Below are 26,270 nucleotides of genomic sequence, written 5' to 3'. Positions count from 1 at the left end.
AGATTCTCGACTCTCAACAATAGAAAAGATAGACGACACGACAAGCCCCGTCATAGTTCTATTTTTGGTCTTGCAAGGTGAAAGATTATTACTCACCATCGAGGTTAAGACGTCGCAACAGGAGGCGCTTCTTGGTCAATATAGAAGAGACAAGTTTGGAAAGAATGGAGGCTTTGCTCTCTCATTCAGCCATGGGTGTTCATGTTCTTTTTGACAATAAGTCTATCGCGGATGTTCTCAAGGAAGTGAAAGACGACAAGGACTTTTACAGCTTCGACAAAATGAAGAAAGTCCAAGACGTCATGACAGAGCTGATTGCGAAGAAAAGCTATTTCGAAAAAATGGCGTACCTACAAGCTCTCGATCCCGAGTCTTATCAAATGCTAGTGAGAGCTTATTTCCACATCGTAGAAAACACAGTCAGAGCCAACAACGAGCACAAACACTAAAAGGTGCCTGATTCTTTTTTGCACTTCACTGCAGCAACTAATGCGCAGTACTGCAAAAAAGAAGCAGGCACCTTTTGTCTAAAACTTTGTCAGTTCGTTGGACATTTCTTCTCTTTCTCGAGGGGAAATTCTGAAGTTTATAAATTTGTCGAACTCCTGGAGTTCTAATTCGAAACCACTCACGATATTTAATGCGAAGCGTTGGCTGTCTGGTTATCCTGAGTTCATCGGGATTATCAAGGTTTCCCACCGCAAAGCCGATAGGAAGATTTGTGAAATATCGGATTTTCTTATCGGCTTTCTTTTTGATCCTCGCCCCGACTCTCAGTCACGCTGAGTATCGTGTGTTTCTTTTGAAGATCACAAAAAAATCCGCCGATCCTCAAAATCCTTCCCAGGACTTCCGTCTGGTTGAAAGCACGCTCGATCATATTCAGTATCGCTACTACTATCCCGTCGCTGCCGATGAAGAGGTCACTTACATCGATACGTGGCGCTGCTACGGACGTACAGGCGACTTTCAGGCTCTCTGCCCCAACCCGAAAGGCCAGATTCCTCAAGGCGAAACCGCGGCACCTTAATGTAGATGTATTATTTTGATACACTACATTCATGTCGTCGATAGACAATTCCACGCGCAAATCTCAGCAAGCGGACTTGAATGACCTTCAAGCCGAATACTCACGCAAAAAGAAAGACATCGCTCGCAAAAACGAAGCGGAGATTTCGGATCTTAAAGAATACTACGACGATAAAAAAACAGCGATCTCGGAACAAAACGAAGCCGCCGTAAATCACATTCGCAACCGTCAAAGGGAAATGGCTGAAGAAGCCTCTACCGAAAGACAGCGCCTTAGCGACAACTACAATGCTCGCACGCAGGCAATGCAAAAAACTTACGACGAAAAATTAATCAGCACGCGCGACAAACGCCAACAACAAGTCGCAGCGGCGCAAGCAGATGCTCGTCAAAAAGTGCAAGAGATTGAAACGAGCTCGCAAGCGCGTGTGGATCAGGTTCGCGAAAAAAGTGCGGAAGATCTTCGCAACGCCAAACAAAAATACAATAAAGACATGACTCAGATGAACGAGTTTAGTCAGAAACGTTTAGAGCACCAGCGCGAACAAAACGACATGTCGATCACAAATGAAGTCGAGCGCGGAAGAAACGCGCAAGAACGCCTTCGTGCGCGCAATGAAAAAGAATACGCGCAACTGCAAGCCAAAGGTGAGGGAGCTCTGACTCGTGAGCAAGAAATCCAAGAAAACAAAATCACTCGCCTGCAAGACAACTCGGCCCGCCGCTACGAACAACAACAGAAGCAGTGGGATTCTAAAGAGCAGCGCCTGAATCAACAGTACTCGGATCGTTTGATACATTCCAAAGTCGCTAATGAAAACCAGCTTAAGACTCAGAATGAACGCTTTCAAAATCTCTATGCAAAAAATGAAGACGCTCAACGTGAGTCTCTAGATATTCAAAAGCAACGCTATGTCCGTGAACTCGCGGAGACACGTAAGGATTTCGTTAAGGCCGCTGAAAAATACGACAACAAAGGCAATGATCCATTTTACAAAGTCGAAGATCGCGGCAGCATCATGCGTGAAAACCCTGATTTTTACGTTTTAAAAGCTTTTGTTCCTGAACATGAAAAAGACAATGTGAAAGTCACGATCCAAAAAGATCGTGCGACTATCACGGGCCAACGCTCTTTCAAAGATAAAGTGGAAGATGACGGAAAGATTGTGAGCAGTTCCAACTTCCAAACTTTCCGTGAAGAGTTCCCTTTTGAAAAACCTGTTATTACTGAAGGCATGACTCGCGAGCGCGATGGTGACTGGGTCGTGTATCACATCCCTAAAGGGAATCTGAATCGTTTTGATCGCAAGGCGTAGTTTCACTTCCGCTTGCAGATAAAAGATGTTCAATGAAGAAAGCCGACAATTGGTGACGCCCCTCTAGCGAGGCTTTTTTATAGAGGCTCAGAGCTTGCTGACGAGTTGTCGTCTCTGAAGTTCCTCTTTGTTCGGCAATTTCGCGAAGACTGTAACCACGCAGGATGAGAATGCCAATCTCGCATTCCGCCTTCGTAAGTCCCCACTTTTCAAAGTGAAGCTGAATGTATTTTCGGAATTCTCCGAGATTTGTTCCCATATCCCGATTAAATAGGGATATTACGGAACTGTCATCTAACACAAGTAGGGGATTACTCACATTTCCACCCGCGGTGGAAGTTAGTGTTGCTCGAACTAGGTTGATTACACTTTCATTAGGTAACGCACTTCTCTCATCACAAATGAAAGACGTGATTGAAGATCGCTGAGCATTTCGATGTTGGATTGAAGTTGAGCCAAAGCATCGACTTCAACAACAGGAGTGTCTGCGAGTTCATGATAAGACTTATGAGTCACAGGAGACGCTTCGGAAAAAGAACCCAAATAAGACTCAACCGTTGCTTCAGCTTGTGTGTTCTTATCTAAATTGATCACTCTCATTTGGTTCTCCTTCGCCTTCCGTCGGCGCAGAATTAAAAGTCTAGTTAGCTTTTTTCGATTCCAACAACTTAAATAAACTTACATGGACATTTTACAATGCTGAGCGCCTTAGTATTCGCACTGCAAAGCCGTTTGATCGGTTCCCGCGAGGTGCACGCGATCGTCTCCGCTCGCTAAATACGTCGCCATAACCGAACCCTGTCCATCTTTATGCTTTAAACCCAGAACATGTCCCATTTCATGAAGCACCAAAGCTTCAATATTAACGGGAGCCGAATTGGCGCGATCCATTTTCGCCGCGCGAGTCAGTGTTTGATTGTTCCAGTAGAATCCGAAATCAGCGCCGTTCAAACGAATGTCCGCTTCTTTAATAAGATCACCAATCCAATACACGCTGGTACGGCCCTGCTCTGAGCCACGGTTGTCTTCCCATGTGTTCATCAAATAAATGACGTTCACACCGTCTTTGTGTGGATTGATCGGACCTGAGTAACGAGGGTACGTGACGATATTAAAGAGTTTGCGACCCGCAGTTCTCTCCCACGTCTCTGCCGCAGAAAGAATCGCCGGAACCATAGAGTCAGGAATGGATGAGTGAAGTTGCATTGTCACCGGGACATCGCTCTTCCAAGAAATGCGCTCGCCATAGACGTTTTGAACGAATCCGCAATCGTCTTGAGCCTTCGGCGCACAGGCTTGAATTGTTAATGCTATAATAAGGACCAACGCGGTCCCTAGCCACTTCCACATGAGAGCGACCTCCACTGTCTTTCTTCAAATACAAAGAAAGCGCCATCTGCCGGAGTCGCGATACCACCATCTAAACCACCAAAATCATTCAGCTTTTATTGTTAGCCGTCACAGTGCTTGAAAAAGAGCATTCGTTTAAAAGTCGGTGTCTCAAGAACAGACAACCGCGGAAAAAAGCCTTAAGTGCTGGATTTTTTTAAGCTTTAGAGGTGTCAAAGATCCCAACACCCCCTCGCCGCAAAGTGTGGTGCAAAAGGAACCCAAACGGCCTGGCCCAGCGCTTGCTCTAAGAGATTAGTAAGTCTCGAAATGAGACACTCCGGCTCCAGCCCCACCCGGGGAAACCTAGAGAGCCACAAAGCCATTCACCACATCCCACCTTCCCTGGTAAGGAGCAAGAAAAGCTCCCCCTACCAGCGCGCGCGTGCTAAAAATAAGGCATCAATAGAAAGGTCTTTGTAATGACGAAACTGACTGTAATTCCTGGTGATGGAATTGGTCCTGAGATCATGACTCAGGTGATCCGCGTTCTAAAACACGTGAAAGCTCCCTTTGAATATGAAGAACATCAAGCCGGCGAAATCGCGCTGCACACTTTAGGGGATCTTCTTCCGCAAGCGACGTGTGATTCTATTAATAAAACAAAACTGGCAATCAAAGGTCCCACGACAACTCCCGTGGGTGGTGGTCACAAATCCATCAACGTGACAATGAGACAGAAATTCGATCTTTACGCGAATGTTCGTCCTGTGCGCTCTTTGCCGGGCGTGCAATGTGTTTGTAACGACGTAGATTTAACTATCGTGCGTGAAAACACCGAAGACCTTTACGCAGGCATCGAGCGTATGGTCGATGAAGATACAGCCGAGAGTATCAAACGCATCACGCGCAAAGGTTCCGAACGTATCGCTCGTTACGCTTATGATCTTGCACAAAAAACCGGAAAGCCGCGTGTGGCGATTGTTCACAAAGCCAATATCATGAAAATGTCTGACGGTTTGTTTTTGAAAGTCGCGCAAGAAGTCGGCTGGCAATATCCCAACATCACAACAAAAGATGTGATCGTGGATAACGCCTGCATGCAGCTTGTGACGAAGCCTCAACAGTTTGACGTGATTGTGACTGAAAATCTTTACGGAGATATTTTAAGTGACCTTTGCGCGGGACTTGTCGGCGGCTTGGGAGTTGTTCCAGGTGCTAACATTGGCGAAAAGGCTGCGATCTTTGAAGCGGTTCACGGATCTGCTCCTGATATCGCAGGCCAAAACAAAGCCAATCCAACAGCGTTATTGCAATCAGCAGTGATGATGCTTCAACACATTGGTGAAAATACGAAAGCCGATGCAATCATGAAAGCTTTAGTGGCGGCATTGTCTGATGTGAATGCGCGCACGGGTGATTTGGGTGGTAAAGGAACAACGGTTTCTTTCACAGATGCGACCATTCAAAAGTTAGGATAAGTTTTTTGTGACAAAATCAATGATGATCTCCCCGATTCAAACTTCTGTGTTTCGCCAAGGTGATGATTTGGTGGAGTTCATCTTAAAACACGTGGATGTCTCTTTACTCCATGAAAAAGCGATCTTAGCTATTACGTCTAAGATCGTGAGTATCGACGAGGGCTGCTTAGTTCCCCTGTCGAGTATCGACAAAAAAGATTTGATCCGCCGTGAAGCCGATCACTATTTGGGTGAAATCGGTTTTGGTGTGAGTCTGACAATCAAACACGGACTTTTAGTTGCCGCTGCAGGAATTGATGAATCGAATTCCGAAAGTGGGGACTATATCGTTTATCCGAAAGATCCCTATGTCTCTGCCGAAAGAATACGCCAAGCTTTGATGAAACGTTTGGGACTTAGCGAGTTAGGAATCATTCTAACAGATTCTCGCACTGGACCTTTGCGTTTGGGTGTCGTCGGAGTTTCATTGTCTTATGCGGGCTTTCATCCTCTGCGCAATATGATTGGCCAGAACGATATTTTTGGAAGACCTCTGAAAATGACGAAAATCAATCTGACAGACAGTCTAGCTGCTGCCGCCGTTTTAATGATGGGCGAAGCCGCAGAAAAATGTCCTTTGGCGATCATTCAAAATGCTCCTGTCGAATTTACGGATTTTCCTGAACGTTCCGAGTTGGAAGTCGATCCCTCGGAAGATATGTATCTCCCTTTATATAAGAACCTCATGAAACCTTAAAATTTTGCCGTTTCATTGGCGAAATTTCCCTACCAATATCTAGTGAGCAAGAGTTTGCAAGACTCTTGTTTTAAACCTAGAATTGTCTATATGAAATTACAGATTTTGCTTCTTGGATTGTGCCTCTTTGTTTCAGCCTGTGCGACCAACCAAAAAAGCCGTCTGGCAGCAACCGCTGTCGGTGTCGGCGTCGGTGCTGCGATCGGAGCCGGAACGGCTCCTAGCGATGAACGCCCAGAATTGCATGCGCTTTATTGGGGTGGAATTATCGGCGTTGTGACGGCGGTGGCTGCTAATTATTATTTTAATGATGAAAAAGATCTTGAAGTCATGAAGCTTGAAAATGAAAAGATGAAAGCGCAGCTTGATTTCTTCCAAAATGGTCCGTCTGTTTTGGAAAAAGAAACTGTTGGACCTGCCGATAAAAAATATTTCCAAAAAGGCCGAGCGCGCATCAAATTGTACAAAGTGGATCAGTGGGTTGATGAGGGTCCCAATAAAAAATCACACCGTGACCGCGTGATTGAGATCTTGCCACTTGAAAAGAACGACTGATGAAAACTAAAATTCTTTCTGCATTGCTGATTGTAAGTATCGCCTGGGGATCTGTTGTCAGTTATCTTTATTGGAAACTGAAAAGCAATCCCCGTGTTGTTGCCATTAGCATGGAGGCAGGAAAAGAATCTTTGCAAAACATCCAGTTGGGCGAAATGGAAAAGATGACATTCCTCCGCCAGTATTTGGATCGTTTTTACAACTATGACTCCAATAACTTTTGGCAATCCCAAACATCGCTGGCGTTCTTAATGGCTCCCAAACTTAGCGAAGAGCGTGTTCGCGAAGTCAGTCGTTTACGAGAAAAAATTCAGCAAAAGAATCTTTCTCAACTAGGTCAGCTTAAAAGTTTAAAGAAATTTGATGACGGCTCTTACGAAGCAGAGACATATCTGCAAATTCATCAGGAAACCCAACAAAAAGGCGAACTGCAAAAGAACGAACTTTACGTCACCTCAAAATTAAAACTGCAAAATGCCGAACGCACGCTTGAAAATCCTTGGGGTCTTTTGGTGCAAGAGATGACTTTCTCTTCCTCCCCACAAGTTTTTTCATTCTCTCCACAAATTCATGTGGAAGCTCAGACACCGACTCTTGTGACGTTCCCTTGCGCAATTGAAAATATCGAAAACCCGGCAGAGAAAGATTTAAAAATCAAAATCACAACTTTGAATGTCAGTGAACTTCAGATCACACCTTCTAAAGAGTTAAAGCTCCCCGTTTCTCTGACAGCTATTTGCAAAGACACTGAATATAAGTTTGATCTGTTAGCTAAAACTAATGAGCGCGATCTTTATGTTTCTTTTCCAAAAGAATCCGGAACCATCCGCAAAAAAGAAATCGCACCCACGAAGACTCGTAAAAAAGACGTCTACGAAAAAACCATTGAAAATGTTTTGGGTATTAAACTCGATCAATAATTCGGGTTCTTCGGAGTTATTACTTAAGAAATCTGCGCGACGGATTCTAAATTTTTCGGGAATAATAAAACGACTTGAGTTCCAACACCAACGCGAGAACGAATTTGCAATTCTCCACCGATGGATTGCAGTGTTTTGCGAGCGTCAAAAAGACCTAAGCCGTGACCGTTTTCCTTACCGTGACTGACTCCCTCTTCCATCAGGCGAGGTAAAATCTCTTCGGGAATACCGCAGCCATTATCCATGATTTGCAACAACCAATGTTCTTGTCTTTCCATCAAGGTCATATTGATAGAGGCTTCTTTTTCCGGCAAAGCTTCGAGGGAATTGTTAATTAAATTACTGACGACTCTTTGAATTTTAATTGATTCCAAACTGACAGCGGCTTTTTCAGAGTGAATATGCTTATGCCATGTGAAATCCACTTTGGGGTGAGAAAAACGATATTCTTTGAGCAACGATTCCATCAAATTAGAAAGATCTGAACCTGCGTCCTTCACGACAACGACGTCTTCTTTCTTTTCTTTTTTACCTTTGGTCAAAAGATCTTCCGCAATACCACGAATGCGAGCCACTGCAAGATCCAACAATTCTTTTTTATCTGAACCCATTTCGTGAGAAAGCTGACTCAATGTTGTGAGAGCCATCAACGGGCCACGAATGTCGTGGGCCACCTGACGAGAAATCGTTGCGATTTCTTTATTCAACGCCAATTCAGCTTCAAGTTTTTGTTCATGCAATTGATTTAGGAACTCACGACGAACACCGACACCCAGGAAAATCATTCCTAAAAGAATGCCCAACATAAAAAGCGGAGACAGCAAGGCCTTCACTGCCAAATCGACAGTGTTAAAACAAACTCTCATGCTTCCCGACGGCAATGAGTTGTAGGTAATAGGAACATCGGTTGAAAACACACATTGAAGTTTTTCAGGGTTTTGGACTTCTGTGGCTCCCACCGCTGCATGAACTTCTTTAAGCTGTTTTAAAATTTTATTTTGCAGCGTTTGATCGCCCTGAAAGATTTTGGCTTGGGCAATGTCGTCTTCCCAAATGCCGACGTATTGCTCAACAGAAGACTTTGCCGTGTAAACCTCATAGGAAAAGCTTAGGATCGCAACGATCGCACTGATTCCTAAAAAGAGTGACACCCATACCAAGGGAATCGATTTAGAGGTTTTAAAACGGAATATATTCATACCCTTAGAATAAGCAAACCTCACTCCTAGCCCATAGCCGCCACAGCCTTTTCAGGGTGTCTAAAGTTTTGACAGTGCCTAAAATAGTTCAGGCAAATTCCGATGAGAACTCCTGGAGGAATGTATGTTTAGAAATTCCGGTTTTGCCCTCATTCTGCCAATGATTCTATTAAGTTCTTGTCAGACCTTTCAGAGGGAGCCTGCTTCCCTGATAGACAACGGCATGCCTCTTTCCTTGGCGAGACTTTATGACTCGGAAGTGAACTTGCAAATACAAGAAGATCAATTGATGCGTGCCCAAAAGGCGCAAGATCGCGAGAAAGAAGATTCTCTTTCTAAATCCGTTCAAAAACTTCAAGAGCAAAAGAAAGTTTTCCAGGAACAGTCGTCCTCTTTCACATCCAAATCAGCTCACGGCGATTCTCCCCGCACATTCTCAAGCACCATGCATAACTCTTGGGGTGTCAAAGAAGAAGAAATGACCTTGGGCGATCTTTCCTATTACATCAAAGGCTTGGGTCAGCCTCGTTTCTTTTCGATGGGCAATATCAATGCTGGAAGCTACGAACTTCTTTTACGTCATGAAACCTATTCTCGCGTCGCTTCTTCCGTTACACGCAACGACGACGAACAAAGAGATGCGCAAAAATATTTAGAAGCCCGCATTCGCTGTGATGGTCCCTTTGCACTAAAAACGGGACTCTTCAAAGCTGACCAATATGGTGCTTTTCAAAGTGCTAAATTTAACTGGTACGATGCCAAGCTCAATGGACAAAAAGTTCGCTTCCGTCCTTCTGCCGAAGTGAAAAGCTGTGACGTGATGTTCAAAGATCCTTGGGGTGACACAAGCAAAGAGTACACATTCCAGCTTAAAACAGAAAAAGAAAAGCTGGGCTATTTACAAAATCTCGCGCGCACTTATGAAGCTTGTGTGTTTCCTTCCAATGCAGGCCTTACAAAACCGCAGCAGTTTTTCTTGAGTTCAAATTTTACGAGTATGAACTGCCCACTCAGCGCCGACTCTTTAACAACTTTGGAAGATCCTGAAGAGGGATTGCAAGCCAAAGTAGAAATGCTTTTAGGACAAAGATTGCCACAAAAATTTCTGACGGAGAAAAATCCTTTCCTGCCTTTGGATATGTCCAAAGCACCAAAGCTAGATGCGATTTTTGTTTCTTATCTGGTTTACCGCAGTGACTTTTACGGCAACGTTTTAGCGCGCTTGATTAAGTATCATGCCGATCACGGAGCGCAAGTGCGCATTCTTATTTCAGACGTCATTACGCTTAAAAAAGACCAGGCGATGTTTGAAAAAATGGCTTCTGAAAACGGCAATATCAAAGTTGTTCAATATCGTTACGACAACGCCGCAAGAAGTGGTGGCAAGCTGCACGAATTTCACCGTACAAATCATGTGAAGATCTTCCTCACTCTTTCTTCGACAGATCCTTCGGCCAACCGTGTGGTTCTTGGCGGACGTAATATTCACGATGGTTTCTTATTTAGAGCGGCTCCGAATTTCACAAGTTTTCCTTCTTTAGTGAACTACTCCAAAGGTGAAGAGTCTTTTGTACACTGGCGCGATTTTGAATTTTTGATTAAATCAAAGACGTTTGCAGAAAAGCTCGCCGTTCAGTATTACGCCCTTTGGATGCAAGACTCTGATACGTTCAATGTACGCCCAACAACAGCACAAAGTGCATCGAGCGCTCGCCCTGATCCGCAATATTTCGCTGATGCCGACACTCATCCACTGATCAGACACTATGTCTCGATTCCTTTTAAAGACAATCGCAATCTTGAAGACTATTACGCAGAGTTGATTAATCACGCTTCCAAAAAGATTTTGATCTCCACTCCGTACTTCCGTCCTCTTAAAAAAGTCGGAGAAGCTTTAAAGAACGCCGCCGCTCGTGGTGTAAAAATCACTTTGATTACGCGTTTGGATCTAGAAGGCGACACAGCTGACTTTATCCTAGGTGCCGTAAATAAAGATGGTGTGAACAAGTTTAAAGACACGGTCAAAATCTATGAATACATCGAACCTAAAATCATCCTGCATTCAAAACTTGTGATGATTGATGACGAGATGTCGTTCATAGGCTCTGTGAATTTAAACAAGCGCAGTTTCATTCACGACATGGAAAACGGGGCCTTGATTTACAGCCCGGCATTCACAAAGAAGATGACAAGCATCTATAACGGATACCTCAAGCTTTCCCGCCCTATCACGGAAAAGCAAAAGGTTCACTTCTGGCAAAGAGCCATCATCGGAATGTTCGATAGCGAATTCTAGTGAAGAGACTCTTTATGCAAACGATCCTTGATGTCTTGAATTTCAGGGATCGTCACTGTGTAAGGACGACCGCAGATTTGACAAGTCACATCCGCCGTTTCATTTTTATTGATCATATCCTGAAGTTCTTCTTCGCCTAACGTTTCAAGAGCACGCACGACACGCTCTTTTGTGCATGGGCAGAAGTATTCAATCTCTTGATTGTGTTCCACTTCTGTAAAATCAATACCCGCCATAAATGGTTTTACCAAATCTACAGGCTGAGCTCCATCGAGCAGCATTTGTGAAATATTTGGTTTCCAGTCTTCATAGTTTTGTTGGATCATTTCAACAACAGCTTCTGAAACTCCTGGCATCACTTCAATCAAAACACCACCGGCAGCTTGAACTTTTCCGTAAGTATCAAGGTAAACACCCAAAGACACCAACGAACGGATTTGATGAGACTGATGAAGATAGTGAGCAATGTCCTGCCCGATTTCACCACTGACCAACTCCACCGTTCCGTGGAACGGTTGCTTTTGGAACGGCTGATGGCGAGCGACACTGAGTGTGCCATTTCCGATCGCCTCTTTAAGGCTTAGACCATGGTCGTAATTCGGTGGTTGATACTGCGGATTCGGAGTGTAGCCGCGAACTTGGCCATTGAAAGAAGCCTCCGCGTAGACACTTTGCAAAGCGCCGTTTCCTCTAAAGAGCAAGCCTACCATTTGACCGTCTTTCAATTGCGCGGCCATCAGCAATGCGCCTACCATGCTGCGTCCTACGGCCACAGTGGCCAAAGGATATGTATTTTGCAGACCTTGCATATGTTTAACAACTTCAGTCGCGTTCACTGCGGCAATTCGCACCGTCAAATCTTTGGAAACAAAACGATGAACACGCTCTTTACTCATGACAAACTCCTGCACTCTATGGAAAACTACTTTCGCAAAGTAACAAAGCGATCTACGAATTTCAAGCAGAGAGAACCCAAATCATGAAGATCTATCTCTTTAGACATGCACAAAAAGCCATGGACTTTTCCGGCGATCCTGATTTGACCGCCGAGGGTCACGCTCAAGCCTCGAAGGTTCTCGACAAGGTGCTCAAAAACGAATTACCGCGACCAACGGAGTTGTGGGTCTCTCCTAAAAAACGCACGCACAGCACGTTTCGTCCACTCTCTCAGCATTTTAATCTACCTTTGCAAATAAATACGTCCCTGCTTGAACAACAAAGCGATGAAAAACTAACTGATTTTCGCTCACGTATTGAAAAGCTGTTTGAGAGTGCCGCCGAACACAAAGACGCCGTGATTTTTCTTTGCAGTCACTACGATCTTGTTGTGGAGGCCATGACTGTCGTTCCCAGCGATAAAGATCTTTCGGATTCAGAATTTTCTCATTGGAGTCCTTGTCAGTACATCGGCTTTGATGTGAACAAAGATGGTATTTACGAATTCATTGAGTTTAAGAAGGTGCTTTTATGATTCAAAATATTTGGGCCGTCGGTCGCAATTACGCTGAGCACGCCAAAGAACTTGGCAACGAAGTTCCTACTGAACCCATGATCTTTTTAAAAGCCGGAAGTACATCTTCACTTGCGGCAAAAGAAATCCACATGCCGTCATGGACGAACGAACTTCATCACGAAGTGGAGCTGGCCCTTCGCTTTGACGACAACTTGCAAATTGATGAAGCGTGCATCGCAATCGACATCACAGACCGCGCCAAACAAAATCAGCTAAAATCCAAAGGACACCCTTGGACCTTGGCGAAAAGTTTTAAGGACTCCTGCCCGCTCTCTGGATTTTTTCCGGTGAACGATCTCGATGAATTGAAAAACTTGGAGCTGGTTTTAAAAGTGAACGGCGAAGTTCGCCAACACGGTAACACGGCTCAAATGATTTTCTCTCTGGAGCAGCTTTTGGATTTCGTACGCCTTCATTTCCCTGTGATGCCCGGAGATCTGCTTTTAACAGGCACTCCGTCAGGGGTGGGGCCTTTTAAAAAGGGCGATATTTTGGAAGCCGAGATCGTCTCGAAGGCGAAGCATTCTTGGAAAGTGATTTAATTCTTTTTTAGGCTTAAATCACACCAATTGACGCTCGTCGTTATTCCGTTTTTACACACCCTCTTTAGTCCAGCAAAGTCCTTGAGTTTTCTCTCTAGCAGAGCGAATATGCGGCCTCTCATTTGAGGTAAAAATATGAACGATATCCAATCGCAAATCGTCGCCCGTGGCGAAGAGATTATGAAGCGCATGGAAAGCCAATCAAAGGCTTCCATTTTTTCTAAAGATTTCTGGTATGGCTCCATCATGGAATGGAGTATGAAAAACGAAAAATTCAAAACGAACATGTTCCGCTTCGTGGACGTTCTTCCTTCGATCAACTCGGGTGATGAAGTCGCTCGTCACTTGAAAGAATACTTTGCTGAAGATGGCGGAAAACTTCCTCCAGTATTCAACGTCGGTCTTGGCTTGGGCTCTTTGGCTCCGGGCTTGATGGCGAGTGCCATCAAAAAGAATGTCGTGGGTATGGCGCAAATGTTCATCACAGGCGAAAATCCAGATGAAGCACTTCCTGTTTTGAAAAAAGCGCGCAAAAACAAAATGACTTTCACGGTCGATATTTTAGGTGAAGCGATTTTGTCAGAGAAAGAAGCGCAAGAGTACACGAACAAATACGTGGAACTTGTGAACTGGCTCGCAAAAGATGCAGAGAAGTGGGACGAAGTTCCGCAGATCGATCGCGATCACGAAGGTGCTCTGCCAAAAGTAAACGTGTCTGTGAAAATGACGGCACTTTACTCGCAAATCAAAGATCTGGCTTGGGATGAAACTAAGAAAATCTTAAAAGATCGTATGCGCCCTGTGTTCCGTCTTGGAATGCAAAAAGGTGTGTTCATCAATCTGGATATGGAACAATACTCTGTCAAACATTTGACTTTGGAAGTGTTCACAGAACTTATCAACGAACCTGAATTTAAAAATTATAAATTCTTTGGCGTCGTGATCCAAGCTTACCTTCGCGACTCTTTTGAAGACGTCAAGATGTTGACTGAGTTTGCGAAAACTCGGGGCACTCCATTCTGGGTTCGTCTGGTGAAGGGCGCTTACTGGGATTACGAAACTATTGAAGCCGAACAACGTGGCTGGCCGGTTCCTGTTTACACAAACAAAGCGGAATCCGATGCGAACTACGAATTGTGCGCAAAATACTTCCTTGAAAATATCAAGTACATCCGCCCTGCTTTTGCGTCTCACAACGTAAGAACAATCGCAGCGTGCATGGTTTACGCAGAAAAATTAAATATCCCGAAAGAAGCTTTGGAATTCCAAATGCTTTACGGAATGGCTGAGCCGATCAAGAAAACTTTGGTCGACATGGGCTACCGCATGCGTGAATACGCTCCTGTCGGAGAACTCATCCCAGGAATGGCGTACCTTGTACGTCGTTTGCTTGAAAACTCTTCGAATGAATCATGGCTTCGTGGAAAATTCGCGGATAACAAAACTACAGCTGAGTTGCTGAAAGATCCCGCGCAAGGTTTGACTCCAACATCTCCTGTGATTCCAAAAAAACCGGGCAAGTTCTATAATGAACCTCTTTTGGATTTCGCAGTGAAAGCCGATCGTGAAAAAATGTTGAAAGCACTGGCGGAGGCGCGCGCAGCACTTCCTGTGAACGTGCCATTGATGATCAACAACAAAGAAATTCGCTCTGAGAAAATCTTTGATCGCGTGAACCCGTCTGAAAGTTCCCAAGTTGTTGGTAAGATCAGCATGGCGAATGTGGAGCAAGCTGAACAAGCTATGCAAGCAGCACAAGCGGCTTTCAAAACTTGGAAGAATGTTTCTGCTGAAGAACGCGCAGCTCTTGTTGATAAACTCGCTGACATCATGGTTCGTGATCGTTTCAAATTGATCGCAACTCAAGTTCTTGAAGTGGGTAAACCGTGGGCGGAAGCGGATGGTGATATCTGTGAAGCGATCGACTTCTGTCGTTACTACGCTCGCGATATGCGCAATCTGCAAAAACCACTTCGCGTGGGTGGCCTTCCTGGTGAACTTTCTCACTACATCTACAAACCTCGTGGCGTTGTGGCGGTGATCGCTCCTTGGAACTTCCCTCTGGCGATCCTTGCAGGCATGGTGACAGCAGCGGCTGTGACAGGAAACACGGTTGTGATGAAACCTGCAGAGCAATCTTCTGTGGTTGCTTGGGGTCTTATGAAGATGGTTCAAGAAGCGGGCTTCCCAGCAGGTGTGATCAACTTCCTTCCTGGATTCGGTGAAGAAGTGGGTGAATACATTGTGAACCACAAATACACGACGACGATTGCCTTCACAGGTTCTAAAGCTGTCGGGTTGCACATTTTAAATCGCGCCTCTGTTGTTCAACCAGGACAACAACACGTGAAGAGATGCATTATCGAGATGGGCGGTAAAAATGCCGTGATCATCGATAATGATGCGGATCTTGATGAAGCGGTGGACGGAGTTCTTTACTCGGCGTTTGGTTTCTCTGGACAGAAATGTTCTGCTGCCAGCCGCGTGATCGTTCTTGATGAAGTTTATGATCGTTTCACAGATCGTCTGGTGGAAGCGGCAAGATCTATCGAGGTCATGTCGGCTGAAAATCCAAAAGCTTACATGGGACCGGTTGTTGATAAAGAAGCTCACGAGCGTATTTTGAATACGATCGCTGAAACTGAAAAAACGAATAAGCTGTTGTTCAAAGGCCAAGCGCCAACAAACGGTTTCTTCGTTCCGCCAACAATCTTTGGCGACGTTCCAGGTGATTCAAAACTGGCTCAACAAGAAATCTTCGGCCCGGTTGTGGCTGTGATCCGTGCAAAAAATTTGGATCACGCTTTGGAAATCGCAAACAGCACAGAGTATGCACTGACAGGCGGTGTGTTCTCTCGCTCCCCTGCCAACATCGCTCGCGTGAAAGAAGAATTCGAAGTGGGTAACTTGTACGTCAACCGCGGTATCACAGGTGCCATGGTCGATCGTCATCCGTTTGGTGGCTTTAAAATGTCAGGCATCGGTTCAAAAACCGGCGGCCCTGATTACATCAAACAATACATGGAACCAGCAGCCGTGACTGAAAACACTCTTCGCCGCGGATTCGCTCCTGCAGAAGAATAGTTTTTAGAAAATCAATTCTCGAAAACAAAAAGCCAGCTCGATGAGCTGGCTTTTTTTATTTGCGCCTGTATGCGGGAGTCGACAAGTGAATGGGTCTTTTCTCAGGCGTAGATCCATCGTAGGTCGCGTCTTGATAACCAAAATTCAAATCACCGATATCGTGGATCTTCGTGCCATCAATCGTCATTGAATAATTATAGATCGCAAAAATGTCGTAATATTTAAACCCTACGGGATGTACTTGTGAAGCGTCACAAGTGATTCCGGAAATATCTTTTGATACGTTCAAGACCCAATCATTAAATCCACAGTAGCTTCTGGAATTGAAATCATCCACCTGACTTTGCAGAAGAGGTTTGATTAACGTCGGTCCATAGGTCAAATCCAGCGCATAAGCTTTCGGGTCGTCTTTAACTACGCTTCCAACGATATAAGTTCCGCCGATATTGACCTCTATCTTAGGAGTGCTACAACCTAGTCCATCATATGCTCGTGCAGTCCCAGTATAAGTACCACCGTTAAAACTCATAGAGATCATGGTGCTTGTTGAAGTTCCATTGGTACACGCCGTTTGCCAAGAACCTTCAAGACCTCCAGAAGAATCGTCTTCCTTCGCACACGCGATCAACATCATTGCTGCTATAAATAGAATGGCATTTTTCATATCCGATAAATCGGAAGCTTAATTGTAAACTTCAAACAATTTATATTAACTACAAACAGTGAGCCTCAATCTGAGACAGATTGCTCGACCCGAGACCGATTAATTCAGGGAAAACCAGATCTTACTTGAAATACACACTTGGTTTTCCGAAACTAAGGTTATGAAAAAAATCTTGTTTATCACCATGATTTTGATCGCCGGTTGCTCAAGCCAACCTACCACTTCAACAACAACTTCAGATGAAGCCACTTTGCCGAAGGCAGCTCCTCCTCCGAGCGAAGGAGAACGGGTTTATCGTGGAGCCGCGCCGACAGCTATCAAGGCAACACCTGCAGAAAATAGTCCTGTGACTGAAATCGAAAGAAAAGGTTGCGAAACCCCGCTTGGATTTATTCCCGATGGTGGTAAGGCGACGGGTTACTTAAGCCCCACAGTACCAGTGGGAGAAATCTGCATCTCCGACACTATTACATGTAGTGATGGCAAGTGGTCGGGCCAAGCCATCCACCCTAGTTGCAAAACTGAAAAAGCCAAATAGATCCCTGAAATAGAAAAACCCACAGTGTTTCCACTGTGGGTCTCAATAAATCTAAAAATAGAGGTGAGAACATCATGCTCCCCTATACCTTCCTTGGTATCACCCCTCCCGTAAAAATGATTGCAGCATAACAAAAACATGATGGCAAGCGCCTTATTACAGATTTTTTAAGATTTTTAAGAAAAGCGCGTTTTAAACTCGCAAATGCGAACCACGAAATAAAAAAGCCTGCTTATGAAGCAGGCTTTCAAACAAAATTCTAATTAATTATGTAAAACAAAAACTAGAAATCAGCGATACGATCAGCAAGCTCTGGGAAATCGATGAATGGATTTCTGTTACCTTGGGCTTTGAAAATCTCTTCGTTTCTTCTCATCTCTTCTGCATCGACAGGATCTTCTTTGTTCCACTTGCGAAGGATGACTTCTTCAAGTTGGTTGATCGGCATATCGTAACGAACAGAGAAATAGAAAAGTGCGCGAGCCACATTGCCTTTGTGATCTTGAGGTGGTTCGAAAACTTCGTCAGAGCCACCAGAACCCAAACCGAAACGAGACGCCGGGCATTTTAGCTCCATCAAATCGTGAGAAACTTCACCGAACATGTTGTTCCCGCGAATCGCGTTGATCTGTGAATCTGTTGGGAACAAGTGATGAAGATCTGATTTTTGCACTTCATCCGGGAATCTTCTTGTGAAGTGACTTTGTGGCCATGTGTGCTCCACGTTGATCACTTTATTATCAGGGATAGTTCCAGGCGATGGGAAATCTCTGCGGAAGTCACTCACCGGACGGTCTTTATCGCAGTAAACATCATGAACCGCATAACCGTTGTTACCGTCTTTGATAAGGTAATAGTTCCCCATCAAAAACACTCTTGCAGCGTTGTAGCCAATCGCCGTGTGAGCATAACAACGACCTTGTCCTTGCGCTTGCATGCAAGAGTTCACGATCAAGTCGTTTCCGCTAGCACGCTTCACGTGGAAACTGCGCAAGACAGCTTTAATTTTGTTTTCTAAATCTTCGTTGGAAACTCCCGCCTTCAAAGCGCGGTAGAATTCATCCCCATAATAAGGAACGACACGAGTGGTTTGTTGCTGAGCCGCTTGGGCTACAGAAACAGATAACGATGTAAATACAATCACTGACTTAATGAGCTTCGCTAGCTTCATTCAGGTCCGCCATTTCTAGTTGGGGGTGATGTTCAGCCTCTGGCGGACAATGTGTCCTATCGGTAATATTTGTGTCAACGGGTATATATTAATTACAGAGTTAAATCTGCGGAGCTGGCGAAGACGACGAAGGTGTCTTCCATCTATAAGCAAAGGCTGCCAAAGCGCCTATTAGGGTGCCTCCGAGGTGAGCAGCATAAGCCACGCCACTCCCTAAGCCCTCGGGGGTTGCCCACAAATTGGCCAAATCTACGACTAAAAACAAAGGCACAATTAAAAGCGTTGGGAGATAGATGGCACCGTATTGCCCGGGCATGGGAGAGACAAAATACAGAAACCGAACTCTTATTCGGGTTTCAGCGACACAGTAGAAAGCTAAAAGCGCACTGATCGAAGCACTTGCCCCCACCATCGGCACTGTTCCATGAGAGTCTGAGAACAGGAATCCCGCACCACCCGCAATACCGCCAAGCACATAAATAAATAAAAGCGCGCCACTGCCAACAAGGCCTTCCACCGCAACACCAATCAAGGCAAGAAACGCAAGGTTAGAAAGCAAATGAATCCAGTTCGAGTGAGAGAACTGATAAGTGAGCCATGCGAAAGGCCCTTTTTCCGAAGAGCTTAAACCAAAGCGATATAACAACTGCTCTTGATACTTCTTACGAAACTCAACAAAGTCTGTTTTCCAATGAGCGATCTGCACGTCGTCGCCCTTATAGCTTAGCGTCTCGGCACTCGCCAAAAATCTCGCATCACGAAGAGCATACGCTCCCAGCACACCCATCTGTTCGATGTTTTGAGATTTTATCTCATGAACCCAAGCTGGTTTTTCATACAGCGCTTCAGAGGAAAGATTTTGCAGGTATTGGTAATAGAGACGACCCGTCAAAGTCAGACCGTCCCTTTGTAAAACTGAAGATGACGAAATTGTCGAAGAAGCTCCGCTAAAAATCAAAACGAAGATGAAAATATTCAGCACCACCAACGTGATCGTCAGAGGAAAGCGTGTGTAATCGCGGAAGTCTTCAGGACAAGGAAGGATCATTGAACTTCGTACCTTTCCTTAAAGCGCTCAAGCCATGAGTCGTCCGTGGCACTTGCAGGCAAACGACCGCCTTTTTGCGTGTATTTGTCTGCGTTTTCATTCAAAGCCCACACCAAACGCACATAACGTTTTTCAAGAGCGGGCTTCAATGCTGGAATCTTTTGAAGATCTTCGACCATTTTCAAACTGCCAGCATAGTCTTGGCTTGTGTATTTTTCGTCCGACAAAAGAAGCTGGGTTATCCAGAGTTTTCCATCTGCCTGCTCTAGATCTTCTTTCTTGCCATCTTCATTCATGTAGCGCGCAATCGCACACGTCGAGGACGAAGTGTCTTCGCAGATTTTTTCAAAATATTTTTCTTGAGCTTCCCCGTCTGCCGTTACGAATTTGGCAAGATAGGCCATATCTTGAGAACTCACTGGGTCTCCCCACAAAGAAACTTCCGCCTCTTTATCAAGGCACTCCGCTGAAATTTCATTGAGCAAGTACAACGAAAGGGCTGCATCTAAGCGTGACGTTCCTGCAAGGTCCGATTCCTTGATCTCTTTGCAGGCTGCGACACCGACAGGATCTTTTTCGCGGAAGGCGCCACTTTGCAAAGAATAATAAGTTCTAAAAAATCCTAAAACGCCAAAGAGCAATAAAAACAGAAAACTCATGCGCAGCCACGAAGAGATAAAACGTGATTCCAGCGGATGAGGTCCGTCGTCGTAAACTTTTTTAAGTGTCACGACCATCGTGTCAGAAGCTCTTTCGTGGAAAGCGCGTCTTAATGGATGACTTGCTATTTCTAAAAACGGAACTGCGAGCAAAAAGAATCCACCGCAAAACATGAAGGCACGAATCAAACACTGATTGATGCTTAGGCGCGTTTGTTCTTGAGGATAAGAGACCACGCGCAATTGCAAAAAGAATTGCCCTGGAGTCGCCTGCCAATAATACAAGAACACTGTTTGCAGAAGCGTCGTAAAGAAAACAATCGTTAAGAGCACAAGCCCTGCGGCGATGGCTCCCTCTTGTGAGTTTGTATTGAGTAGGAAAAATGTTTTAGTTTGGCGAACCAATCCCGCGATCAGAAGACTCACGACCGGAGAAAAAATAAGGAAATCCAAAACGAGCGCTAAAAAGCGATCGGAAATGGATGCAATTGGTGTCGCAACGGGCTTATTTGTTTGTGGCTTAACTTCTGGAGCCGATAGATCTGGAAATACCATACAGATCGTATCGGCTTGGGACAGGAAAGACTAAAGCTGTTATTGTGTGAAATTGATGGCTTGAATGCGGCCTTGCTCGTCTTTTACAAAGTGAGCTTTGCCGATGATTTCTTTGCCGGAACCAACCAAGGTATAGACTTCTTCATTATCAGCGGCGTTTTGTGCCAAGGCGACTTCGCTGTAATCCCTACCGAAGGCTTCAGAATACTTCATTAAGAAATCCGCTTTGTCAGTGATCGCCATTGGATGTTCACCGGCTTGAGCATCGATGAATTCCAGGCTTTCAATACGACCTTGAGCGAGCTTCATGCCGTATTTTCCTTCAAGATAACCAAAAATCAATTCATCACGCAAAGTCGGCGCTTCCGCCAAGCTTGCTGAAAGGGCTGACTTATCGGAAGCCAAACGTTTTGCGAGATCGTGTTCCCATTTCACATCTTTGGCAAAAGCTGCGGGTTCAAAACTTGCGACATTACGACGACCGCCGTTTGTCAAAGAATCAGGACCTTGCACCAGCCACTGATTAAGGAACACGGTCATGATAAGAACAGATGCGATAGAAAGAATCAAAATAGCTTTTTGCTCTTGAGCTTTATCTTGCAATCTTTTTCTTACTGACTGAGCTTTTGGAAATTCAATCACTTGTGCGTTCCTCATTGTTTTACCCCTCGCAATTATATGTCATTCATCAATGCGAAGGCTGTGCCGTTTATAAGTCTAACCTATTCTCTCTTGCTGAAAAAGAGATTAACAGACGAACAAAAGATGTTTGACGTATTAAAATGATCATCTCATTTTGAATCACAAAAATCTTGTCCTCGAGGGTCTAGTCCAGAGCCTTTTTCACCCAAGAATCAATCCCAGCCTGCATTTCCGAGAGGTTGTAATAGAGCACGCGATCCAGCTCCACACCATTTCCCTCGATGCGATGTTTTTTGTGACTCAAATAGAGAGCCTCCGGAATTGAAATCTCCACACCTGGACCTACTTCACTGAGCGGATACCAAACGCCCACCAGGAGCTGACCTCGACTGGGAGAACCTAAGAGCGGAGCTTTGCGAAATTCTTTTAACGCTTGCGCCACGAGTTCCGCCACGGAAGATGTTTTGCCATCTACGAGTACGCGAACGTCGCCACGATAACATTCGTTTTGCTTGAAAGTTTTTAGAATTACTTCGCGGTGTTGATCAAGAATCTCCAATTGTTTTTCATCGCGAAGATCATTGGGAAGCTCTGCCGAGTTGTCTTTCGCAAATCGCGGCTTGATAAGGCGTCCCACTTCTTCAGGCGTGCACATCACCAGAGAAAGAAAACGAAGACCCGCAACAAAGTTTCCACCGACGTTTCCGCGAAGGTCGACAACAAGGCGACGAACGTCTTTCAGTTTTGTTTCCAGTTCTTTGATTTTTTCATCTTTGAAAAAATCCGCACGGAAAGAAGGAATCTGAATAACCGCGGCATTGTTTTTTAGTTTTTCGAACGTCACACCCTCTGAACGCGTGATATTTGTCGCTTTGATATCAAAGGTGTGCGTTTCTTTTCCGCGCTCAATGGTGTAAGTGCCCGACTCTGTCTGCGCTTCCCAGGGATTCGGTTGATCACCATTGATGCTTTTAATTACATCGCCTTTGCGAAGACCTTGCATCGCGGCCGGAGATTTGGGATGAAGTTTGAAAATCACAAGCTCGCTATCAACGAACTCGCTTTCAATGCCTGTTTCTAAAGCTTCTCCTCTCCAGATACTCTTCACTTCCGAAGAGTCATAAACCTCGAGATGAGAAACGTTAAGAAGACCCAACACATTGTTGATGTCTTTGATCACTAATTTTTTAGGCGAGTAAGGCGTCACCAAACGACTGCGACGATGGCAGGTGCGTTTCCATTTACGAACTTGTTCGTCTTCTAAAAAAATTTTCTCTGCAACCAAATCGCAAACCACCGGATATGGATTCACGAATCCCCTCTGCACGGTGATGTGATAGGCCGCAAAGGCGCAAGAGACAGCCAGAAGAATGGCAAGAAGTCGGCTCATGGTGATCTTTCAAATGAACAAAAGCAAAGACCGAGCGTTTGCACACTCGGTCTTTTGATTCCAATTCAAAAGGGAATTAAGCAGCCACTTTCTTCTTGCGAGCTGCAGAAGGATCGATGTGGTATTGCTTCACTTTACGATAAAGAGTCGCGCGACCAATACCCAAAGCTTTTGCAGCTTCAGTCAAGTTGCCTTTGTATTGAACGATCGCGTTCTCGATAGCTTGCGCTTCAAGTTCTTCCATTTTTTGTACGTTGGAAGAAGTTACAGTAGCTGTCGGGAATTGGATTACGTTTCCACCCGCGTCTGAGTTGATTGGGCTTGAGCCGGAAATCAACGCAGGAACACCTGCTACTAGTTGTTGTCTGAAAAATGCATTATCAAGCCCTTCACGCCATTGCGCTGAAGAATATGCTTGAACTGTCACATCGTGGTTCTCCCAGTACTTCTTTGTATTCTCGATAGTTTCCTGGTTATCGCTCACCACGATCATTACTGTGCGTGACATTTAGTCCTCCCCTTTTGAAACATTAACAAATGCTAATTGACTCACTTTGTACCTATCGGCGTTTCATCGTGAGAATTTAGGGCTAGTTGCAATTTTTTTTTGAGACACTTCAAAGGGGCTAAAACACTGGACTTTTGGACTACTAAAAATACCCTCTTGACGGGGTTTCTGGACCGATCGCCTATTTTCTATACAAATCGCAAGCCTAGATTCGAAACAAAAACGCCGACTCATCGCCGGCGTTTTTTTAATCTTAATCTTTTCGGAATTGAAAATTACTCTTCAAGAAGACTGCGAAGCATCCATGCGTTTTTCTCATGAAGCTGCATTCTTTGAGTGAGAAGATCAGCACTCACTTCGTCCCCTGCTTTTTCTACGCGAGGGAAAATAGAGCGCGCTGTTTTCACAACCGCTTCTTGGCCTTCAACAAGTTGTTGGATCATTTCTTTTGCAGAAGGAACGCCGTCTGGTTCTTCAATAGAAGTGAGCTTTGAGAATTCTTTGTAAGTGCCTGGCGCAGGAACCCCCAAAGAGCGGATGCGTTCTGCGATCAGGTCTACGGCCAATGCAAGCTCTGTGTACTGAGCTTCAAACATCAAGTGCAGTGTTTGAAACATGGGGCCCGTGACGTTCCAGTGGAAGTTGTGTGTTTTAAGATAAAGAGTGTAAGAGTCCGCCAGAAGACGAGAAAGACCTTCTGCGATTTTTTCGCGATCTGATGTGGAGATACCAATGTCGATCATTGGTTTGTCAGCTGTGTTTTTCTTTTTTGATGATTTCATAACTCACCTTTCCTAATGGGATTCTCAAAGACTAAACCAAAAGTAGATGATGAGGTAGAACTCCAATTATTGACGTCGCCGCGTTAGGACCTGCAAACGCAGGAAAGAAAAACGCCAAGCTTTTAGGCTTGGCGTTTTAGTGGTTCTAAATTTTATACTGCTTCAGCTACGCGACCCGAGGTCGCTTCGCTCTGCCGGCGTCCGCCGTAATTAGCGGCGGCCAGATTTGATCTTCACTTGAAGCTTAGAGATCAAGTGAACGGCCATTTTCTCTTGAACTTTGCACATTTTCAGTTCGTCACGGCGATAAGATCTTTGTGACGGAGTCAAAGTTCCTGTTTCAAGCTCCATTTCGTAGTCCAACTTCGAAGAACGGATGCCTTCTAGTTCTTTTGTTTGTTGCTTGAAAAGTTTTGTCACGCCAGAAAGAGGAGCAACTTCAATCCACTCTTCTTTACCACGGTACCAGCTCACCATTCTTAGGAAACGAGCTTTGTTTTTCGCCAAAGTGAACTTTGGATATGTTGTATCAGACAACTCCAGGATATTTTCGATTTCATCAAGGTTAAGGTCGTCTTCTTCGCCTTCCATCAACAAATTGCCGGGAATGCCAGCTAGAGCCATCTCGCTCTCAAGGTCTTCATCCATATCTGCTTCGAAAGCAGAGGTTTTCTTCATCTCTTTTTCGTTCTCTAGGTCCGAGTCCAAGTCAGAGTCGATCATTTCTTCAGCGTGCATATTATTGCCTGGATTGATCAAAGCGAGCCTCCCCAAAAGTGCATCATCGATTGTGTATTGATTCAAAGTGGGCCCAGTTATATCGCAGTTTTCAGAATGACACAACATGTTAATTGCATGAAAAAAGGTGAAAATAAGAAAAAGCACCCGATGAAAGCGAGAGCTTTTTCTATTTTCATATCTAATTTTCATGCTCAAAAAAAGTGCACTTGTTATCTCACAGCCGTGATGTCCACTCGGTAGCTCCCCGGCTTTTTCCAAAAATAGGAAGACGAAGCCGTGATTTCAATACGATAAATGCGACGCCCATCCAGATAAGCTTCGCGAACTCCTCCCACGCTCAAGTCCCCAGGAAGTGAACGTTCGTATCGTTCACCTGAATTATCAGCATAAATAATTCTGACTTCTTTAATCTCAATATTGTTTCTTGCGCCGACTAAACGAATTTTCGTGACGCGATTTAAATCCTGTCGTGGAAAGAATTGATAAGTGCGTGCGCCGAAACGGCCCGTCTCACCAATGCCAATGGAGTACAAAATTTCCTGGCGTGGTGGAGGTGGCTCTGGGCGTGAAGGCGGAGGTTCTCCAGGATAAGGCTCTTGCGGATATGGATCGTCCGGCAAAGGCCGAGGCAGATTATCAGCGGCAAAACTTTGAGATAAAGAAAAGACGGTAAGAAATAGAATCATCCATTTCATGCAGGCCTCCTCGCAATGGTTCACATGCTACAAAACCTGCACGAATTTGGAATTTAGAGAGTTTAAATTTTGCGCGAAATCAATCCCAACGCAAATGCTTCACCGACTCACCGGAGTCACGAAGCTCGCGAAGAGCGTCAATACCGATGCTCAAATGCTTTTCGACATAGTTCGCAGTGACTTTTTTATCACTCTCTTCTGTCTTCACACCGTCTGGAATCATCGGGTTGTCGGACACAAGCAACAAGGCACCGCGCGGAATTTCGTTCACGAAACCCGTTACGAAGATCGTCGCTGTTTCCATATCCACTGCCATCGCACGTGTTTTTGTCAGATAATCTTTGAATTGATCATCGTGTTCCCACACGCGACGATTTGTTGTGTAAACCGTGCCTGTCCAATAATCGCATTGATGTTTTGCGATCATCGAGGAAACTGCTTTTTGCAAACGGAACGACGGAAGAGCCGGAATCTCTGCCGGGAGATATTCATTACTTGTTCCTTCACCGCGAATGGCCGCGATAGGAAGAACAAAGTCACCAAGCTGGTTTTTCTTTTTGATACCGCCGCACTTACCAAGGAACAAAGCGGCTTTCGGATTGATGGCTGACAGAAGATCCATGCAAGTGGCGGCAAGAGCACTGCCCATTCCGAAGTTCATGATCGTGATGTTTTCGGCTGTTGCTGTTTGCATGGGTTTATCAAGTCCGCGCACGGGAACATTGAATTGATCGGCAAACATCTTTACGTAATTGCCGAAGTTTGTAAGCAAAATGTACTGACCAAATTCATTGAGGGGTACGCCTGTGTAGCGAGGCAACCAATTATCAACTATTTCTTTTTTTGTTTTCATGACCTAAGCTAACATGACTTTCGA

At 44.9% G+C, this 26,270-nt stretch carries 28 protein-coding genes; 12 read left to right on the top strand and 16 right to left on the bottom strand.

All coding sequences use genetic code 11. From position 1 onward, the window contains the following. The first annotated feature begins 164 nt into the window (after positions 1-164). The 3 genes from ACLSSO_RS05770 to ACLSSO_RS05760 all read left to right on the top strand — a co-directional run bounded on the left by ACLSSO_RS05770 (position 165) and on the right by ACLSSO_RS05760 (position 2,345). Complete coding sequence (locus ACLSSO_RS05770; protein WP_413944807.1) at positions 165-449, top strand: hypothetical protein; 285 nt, start codon at positions 165-167, stop codon at positions 447-449. Between the two features lie 272 nt (positions 450-721). Continuing rightward, positions 722-1,030 (top strand): hypothetical protein, encoded by a 309-nt coding sequence (locus tag ACLSSO_RS05765; RefSeq protein WP_413944324.1) that lies wholly within the window; start codon positions 722-724, stop codon positions 1,028-1,030. A gap of 31 nt (positions 1,031-1,061) precedes the next feature. Next, positions 1,062-2,345 carry a hypothetical protein gene (locus ACLSSO_RS05760; protein WP_413944323.1) on the top strand — a complete coding sequence of 428 codons (1,284 nt, stop codon included), beginning with the start codon at positions 1,062-1,064 and terminating at the stop codon, positions 2,343-2,345. Here ACLSSO_RS05760 and ACLSSO_RS05755 read toward each other — a convergent pair. The 3 genes from ACLSSO_RS05755 to ACLSSO_RS05745 all read right to left on the bottom strand — a co-directional run bounded on the left by ACLSSO_RS05755 (position 2,308) and on the right by ACLSSO_RS05745 (position 3,695). Further along, complete coding sequence (locus ACLSSO_RS05755) at positions 2,308-2,604, bottom strand: helix-turn-helix transcriptional regulator (protein ID WP_295900289.1); 297 nt, start codon at positions 2,602-2,604, stop codon at positions 2,308-2,310. The genes ACLSSO_RS05760 and ACLSSO_RS05755 overlap by 38 nt on opposite strands. A gap of 104 nt (positions 2,605-2,708) precedes the next feature. Continuing rightward, entirely contained in the window at positions 2,709-2,945 is a 237-nt protein-coding gene (locus ACLSSO_RS05750) for a hypothetical protein (protein ID WP_295900291.1), read from the bottom strand. Positions 2,946-3,053: 108 nt separating this feature from the next. Then, positions 3,054-3,695: a matrixin family metalloprotease gene (locus tag ACLSSO_RS05745; RefSeq protein WP_295900292.1), complete on the bottom strand. Its 642-nt coding sequence runs from the start codon at positions 3,693-3,695 to the stop codon at positions 3,054-3,056. Between the two features lie 461 nt (positions 3,696-4,156). Between ACLSSO_RS05745 and ACLSSO_RS05740 the strand changes: the two genes are divergently transcribed. The 4 genes from ACLSSO_RS05740 (at position 4,157) to ACLSSO_RS05725 (ending at position 7,366) form a co-directional block, all read left to right on the top strand. Further along, the gene (locus ACLSSO_RS05740; RefSeq protein WP_413944322.1) at positions 4,157-5,155 is read left to right on the top strand and encodes an isocitrate/isopropylmalate dehydrogenase family protein; all 999 of its coding nucleotides are present in this window, start codon (positions 4,157-4,159) and stop codon (positions 5,153-5,155) included. Between the two features lie 7 nt (positions 5,156-5,162). Beyond that, on the top strand, positions 5,163-5,891 hold the full coding sequence (locus ACLSSO_RS05735; protein ID WP_413944321.1) for a coenzyme F420-0:L-glutamate ligase: 729 nt from the start codon (positions 5,163-5,165) through the stop codon (positions 5,889-5,891). Positions 5,892-5,981: 90 nt separating this feature from the next. After that, a complete protein-coding gene (locus tag ACLSSO_RS05730) occupies positions 5,982-6,446 on the top strand; it encodes a hypothetical protein (RefSeq protein WP_295900298.1) in 465 nt (154 codons plus the stop codon). Continuing rightward, positions 6,446-7,366 carry a hypothetical protein gene (locus tag ACLSSO_RS05725; RefSeq protein ID WP_413944320.1) on the top strand — a complete coding sequence of 307 codons (921 nt, stop codon included), beginning with the start codon at positions 6,446-6,448 and terminating at the stop codon, positions 7,364-7,366. Before ACLSSO_RS05730 ends, ACLSSO_RS05725 begins: the two co-directional genes overlap by 1 nt. Before the next feature lie 23 nt (positions 7,367-7,389). Here ACLSSO_RS05725 and ACLSSO_RS05720 read toward each other — a convergent pair whose 3' ends face one another. After that, positions 7,390-8,565, bottom strand: coding sequence for a sensor histidine kinase (locus ACLSSO_RS05720; protein ID WP_295900302.1), 1,176 nt, complete (start codon positions 8,563-8,565; stop codon positions 7,390-7,392). 124 nt (positions 8,566-8,689) lie between these two features. Here ACLSSO_RS05720 and ACLSSO_RS05715 point away from each other — a divergent pair, with 124 nt between their 5' ends. After that, positions 8,690-10,861 (top strand): phospholipase D-like domain-containing protein, encoded by a 2,172-nt coding sequence (locus tag ACLSSO_RS05715; RefSeq protein ID WP_413944319.1) that lies wholly within the window; start codon positions 8,690-8,692, stop codon positions 10,859-10,861. Here ACLSSO_RS05715 and ACLSSO_RS05710 read toward each other — a convergent pair. Next, the gene (locus tag ACLSSO_RS05710; RefSeq protein WP_413944318.1) at positions 10,858-11,757 is read right to left on the bottom strand and encodes an Hsp33 family molecular chaperone HslO; all 900 of its coding nucleotides are present in this window, start codon (positions 11,755-11,757) and stop codon (positions 10,858-10,860) included. The genes ACLSSO_RS05715 and ACLSSO_RS05710 overlap by 4 nt on opposite strands. Before the next feature lie 83 nt (positions 11,758-11,840). On the opposite strand from ACLSSO_RS05710, the gene ACLSSO_RS05705 reads away from it, so the two are divergent. The 3 genes from ACLSSO_RS05705 to pruA all read left to right on the top strand — a co-directional run bounded on the left by ACLSSO_RS05705 (position 11,841) and on the right by pruA (position 16,000). Continuing rightward, entirely contained in the window at positions 11,841-12,332 is a 492-nt protein-coding gene (locus tag ACLSSO_RS05705) for a SixA phosphatase family protein (protein WP_413944317.1), read from the top strand. Beyond that, positions 12,329-12,916, top strand: a complete 588-nt coding sequence (locus ACLSSO_RS05700) for a fumarylacetoacetate hydrolase family protein (protein ID WP_413944316.1) — start codon at positions 12,329-12,331, stop codon at positions 12,914-12,916. The genes ACLSSO_RS05705 and ACLSSO_RS05700 overlap by 4 nt, the downstream gene beginning before the upstream one ends. A 135-nt stretch (positions 12,917-13,051) precedes the next feature. Continuing rightward, a complete protein-coding gene (gene pruA / locus ACLSSO_RS05695; RefSeq protein WP_295900312.1) occupies positions 13,052-16,000 on the top strand; it encodes an L-glutamate gamma-semialdehyde dehydrogenase in 2,949 nt (982 codons plus the stop codon). Between the two features lie 55 nt (positions 16,001-16,055). On the opposite strand, the gene ACLSSO_RS05690 is transcribed toward pruA, so the two are convergent. Continuing rightward, on the bottom strand, positions 16,056-16,664 hold the full coding sequence (locus ACLSSO_RS05690; RefSeq protein WP_413944315.1) for a hypothetical protein: 609 nt from the start codon (positions 16,662-16,664) through the stop codon (positions 16,056-16,058). Positions 16,665-16,824: 160 nt separating this feature from the next. Between ACLSSO_RS05690 and ACLSSO_RS05685 the strand changes: the two genes are divergently transcribed. Continuing rightward, positions 16,825-17,202: a hypothetical protein gene (locus ACLSSO_RS05685; protein WP_295905739.1), complete on the top strand. Its 378-nt coding sequence runs from the start codon at positions 16,825-16,827 to the stop codon at positions 17,200-17,202. Positions 17,203-17,485: 283 nt separating this feature from the next. Here the strand turns inward: ACLSSO_RS05685 and ACLSSO_RS05680 are convergent, their stop codons facing one another. The 10 genes from ACLSSO_RS05680 to ACLSSO_RS05635 all read right to left on the bottom strand — a co-directional run bounded on the left by ACLSSO_RS05680 (position 17,486) and on the right by ACLSSO_RS05635 (position 26,246). Continuing rightward, on the bottom strand, positions 17,486-18,373 hold the full coding sequence (locus tag ACLSSO_RS05680; RefSeq protein ID WP_295905740.1) for an endonuclease I family protein: 888 nt from the start codon (positions 18,371-18,373) through the stop codon (positions 17,486-17,488). A gap of 100 nt (positions 18,374-18,473) precedes the next feature. Continuing rightward, complete coding sequence (locus tag ACLSSO_RS05675) at positions 18,474-19,421, bottom strand: rhomboid family intramembrane serine protease (protein ID WP_295905741.1); 948 nt, start codon at positions 19,419-19,421, stop codon at positions 18,474-18,476. Next, entirely contained in the window at positions 19,418-20,635 is a 1,218-nt protein-coding gene (locus tag ACLSSO_RS05670) for an RDD family protein (protein ID WP_413944314.1), read from the bottom strand. Before ACLSSO_RS05670 ends, ACLSSO_RS05675 begins: the two co-directional genes overlap by 4 nt. A gap of 39 nt (positions 20,636-20,674) precedes the next feature. After that, positions 20,675-21,292 carry a hypothetical protein gene (locus ACLSSO_RS05665; protein ID WP_295905743.1) on the bottom strand — a complete coding sequence of 206 codons (618 nt, stop codon included), beginning with the start codon at positions 21,290-21,292 and terminating at the stop codon, positions 20,675-20,677. A 169-nt stretch (positions 21,293-21,461) separates the two neighbouring features. After that, positions 21,462-22,667 (bottom strand): S41 family peptidase, encoded by a 1,206-nt coding sequence (locus tag ACLSSO_RS05660; protein ID WP_295905744.1) that lies wholly within the window; start codon positions 22,665-22,667, stop codon positions 21,462-21,464. 76 nt (positions 22,668-22,743) lie between these two features. Next, positions 22,744-23,175: a helix-turn-helix domain-containing protein gene (locus ACLSSO_RS05655; protein WP_295905745.1), complete on the bottom strand. Its 432-nt coding sequence runs from the start codon at positions 23,173-23,175 to the stop codon at positions 22,744-22,746. 275 nt (positions 23,176-23,450) lie between these two features. Beyond that, a complete protein-coding gene (locus ACLSSO_RS05650; RefSeq protein WP_295905746.1) occupies positions 23,451-23,957 on the bottom strand; it encodes a Dps family protein in 507 nt (168 codons plus the stop codon). Between the two features lie 210 nt (positions 23,958-24,167). Beyond that, positions 24,168-24,761, bottom strand: a complete 594-nt coding sequence (locus ACLSSO_RS05645; protein WP_413944313.1) for a hypothetical protein — start codon at positions 24,759-24,761, stop codon at positions 24,168-24,170. Positions 24,762-24,907: 146 nt separating this feature from the next. Continuing rightward, positions 24,908-25,393 carry a hypothetical protein gene (locus ACLSSO_RS05640; protein WP_413944312.1) on the bottom strand — a complete coding sequence of 162 codons (486 nt, stop codon included), beginning with the start codon at positions 25,391-25,393 and terminating at the stop codon, positions 24,908-24,910. Between the two features lie 79 nt (positions 25,394-25,472). Further along, the gene (locus ACLSSO_RS05635) at positions 25,473-26,246 is read right to left on the bottom strand and encodes an AMP nucleosidase (protein ID WP_295905911.1); all 774 of its coding nucleotides are present in this window, start codon (positions 26,244-26,246) and stop codon (positions 25,473-25,475) included. Positions 26,247-26,270 lie beyond the last annotated feature (24 nt).

Source organism: Bdellovibrio sp. HCB-162, assembly GCF_047344985.1.
GTDB lineage: Bacteria > Bdellovibrionota > Bdellovibrionia > Bdellovibrionales > Bdellovibrionaceae > Bdellovibrio.
Note: the sequence above shows the minus strand (reverse complement) of the source record. Positions and strands in the feature narration are given on the sequence as shown.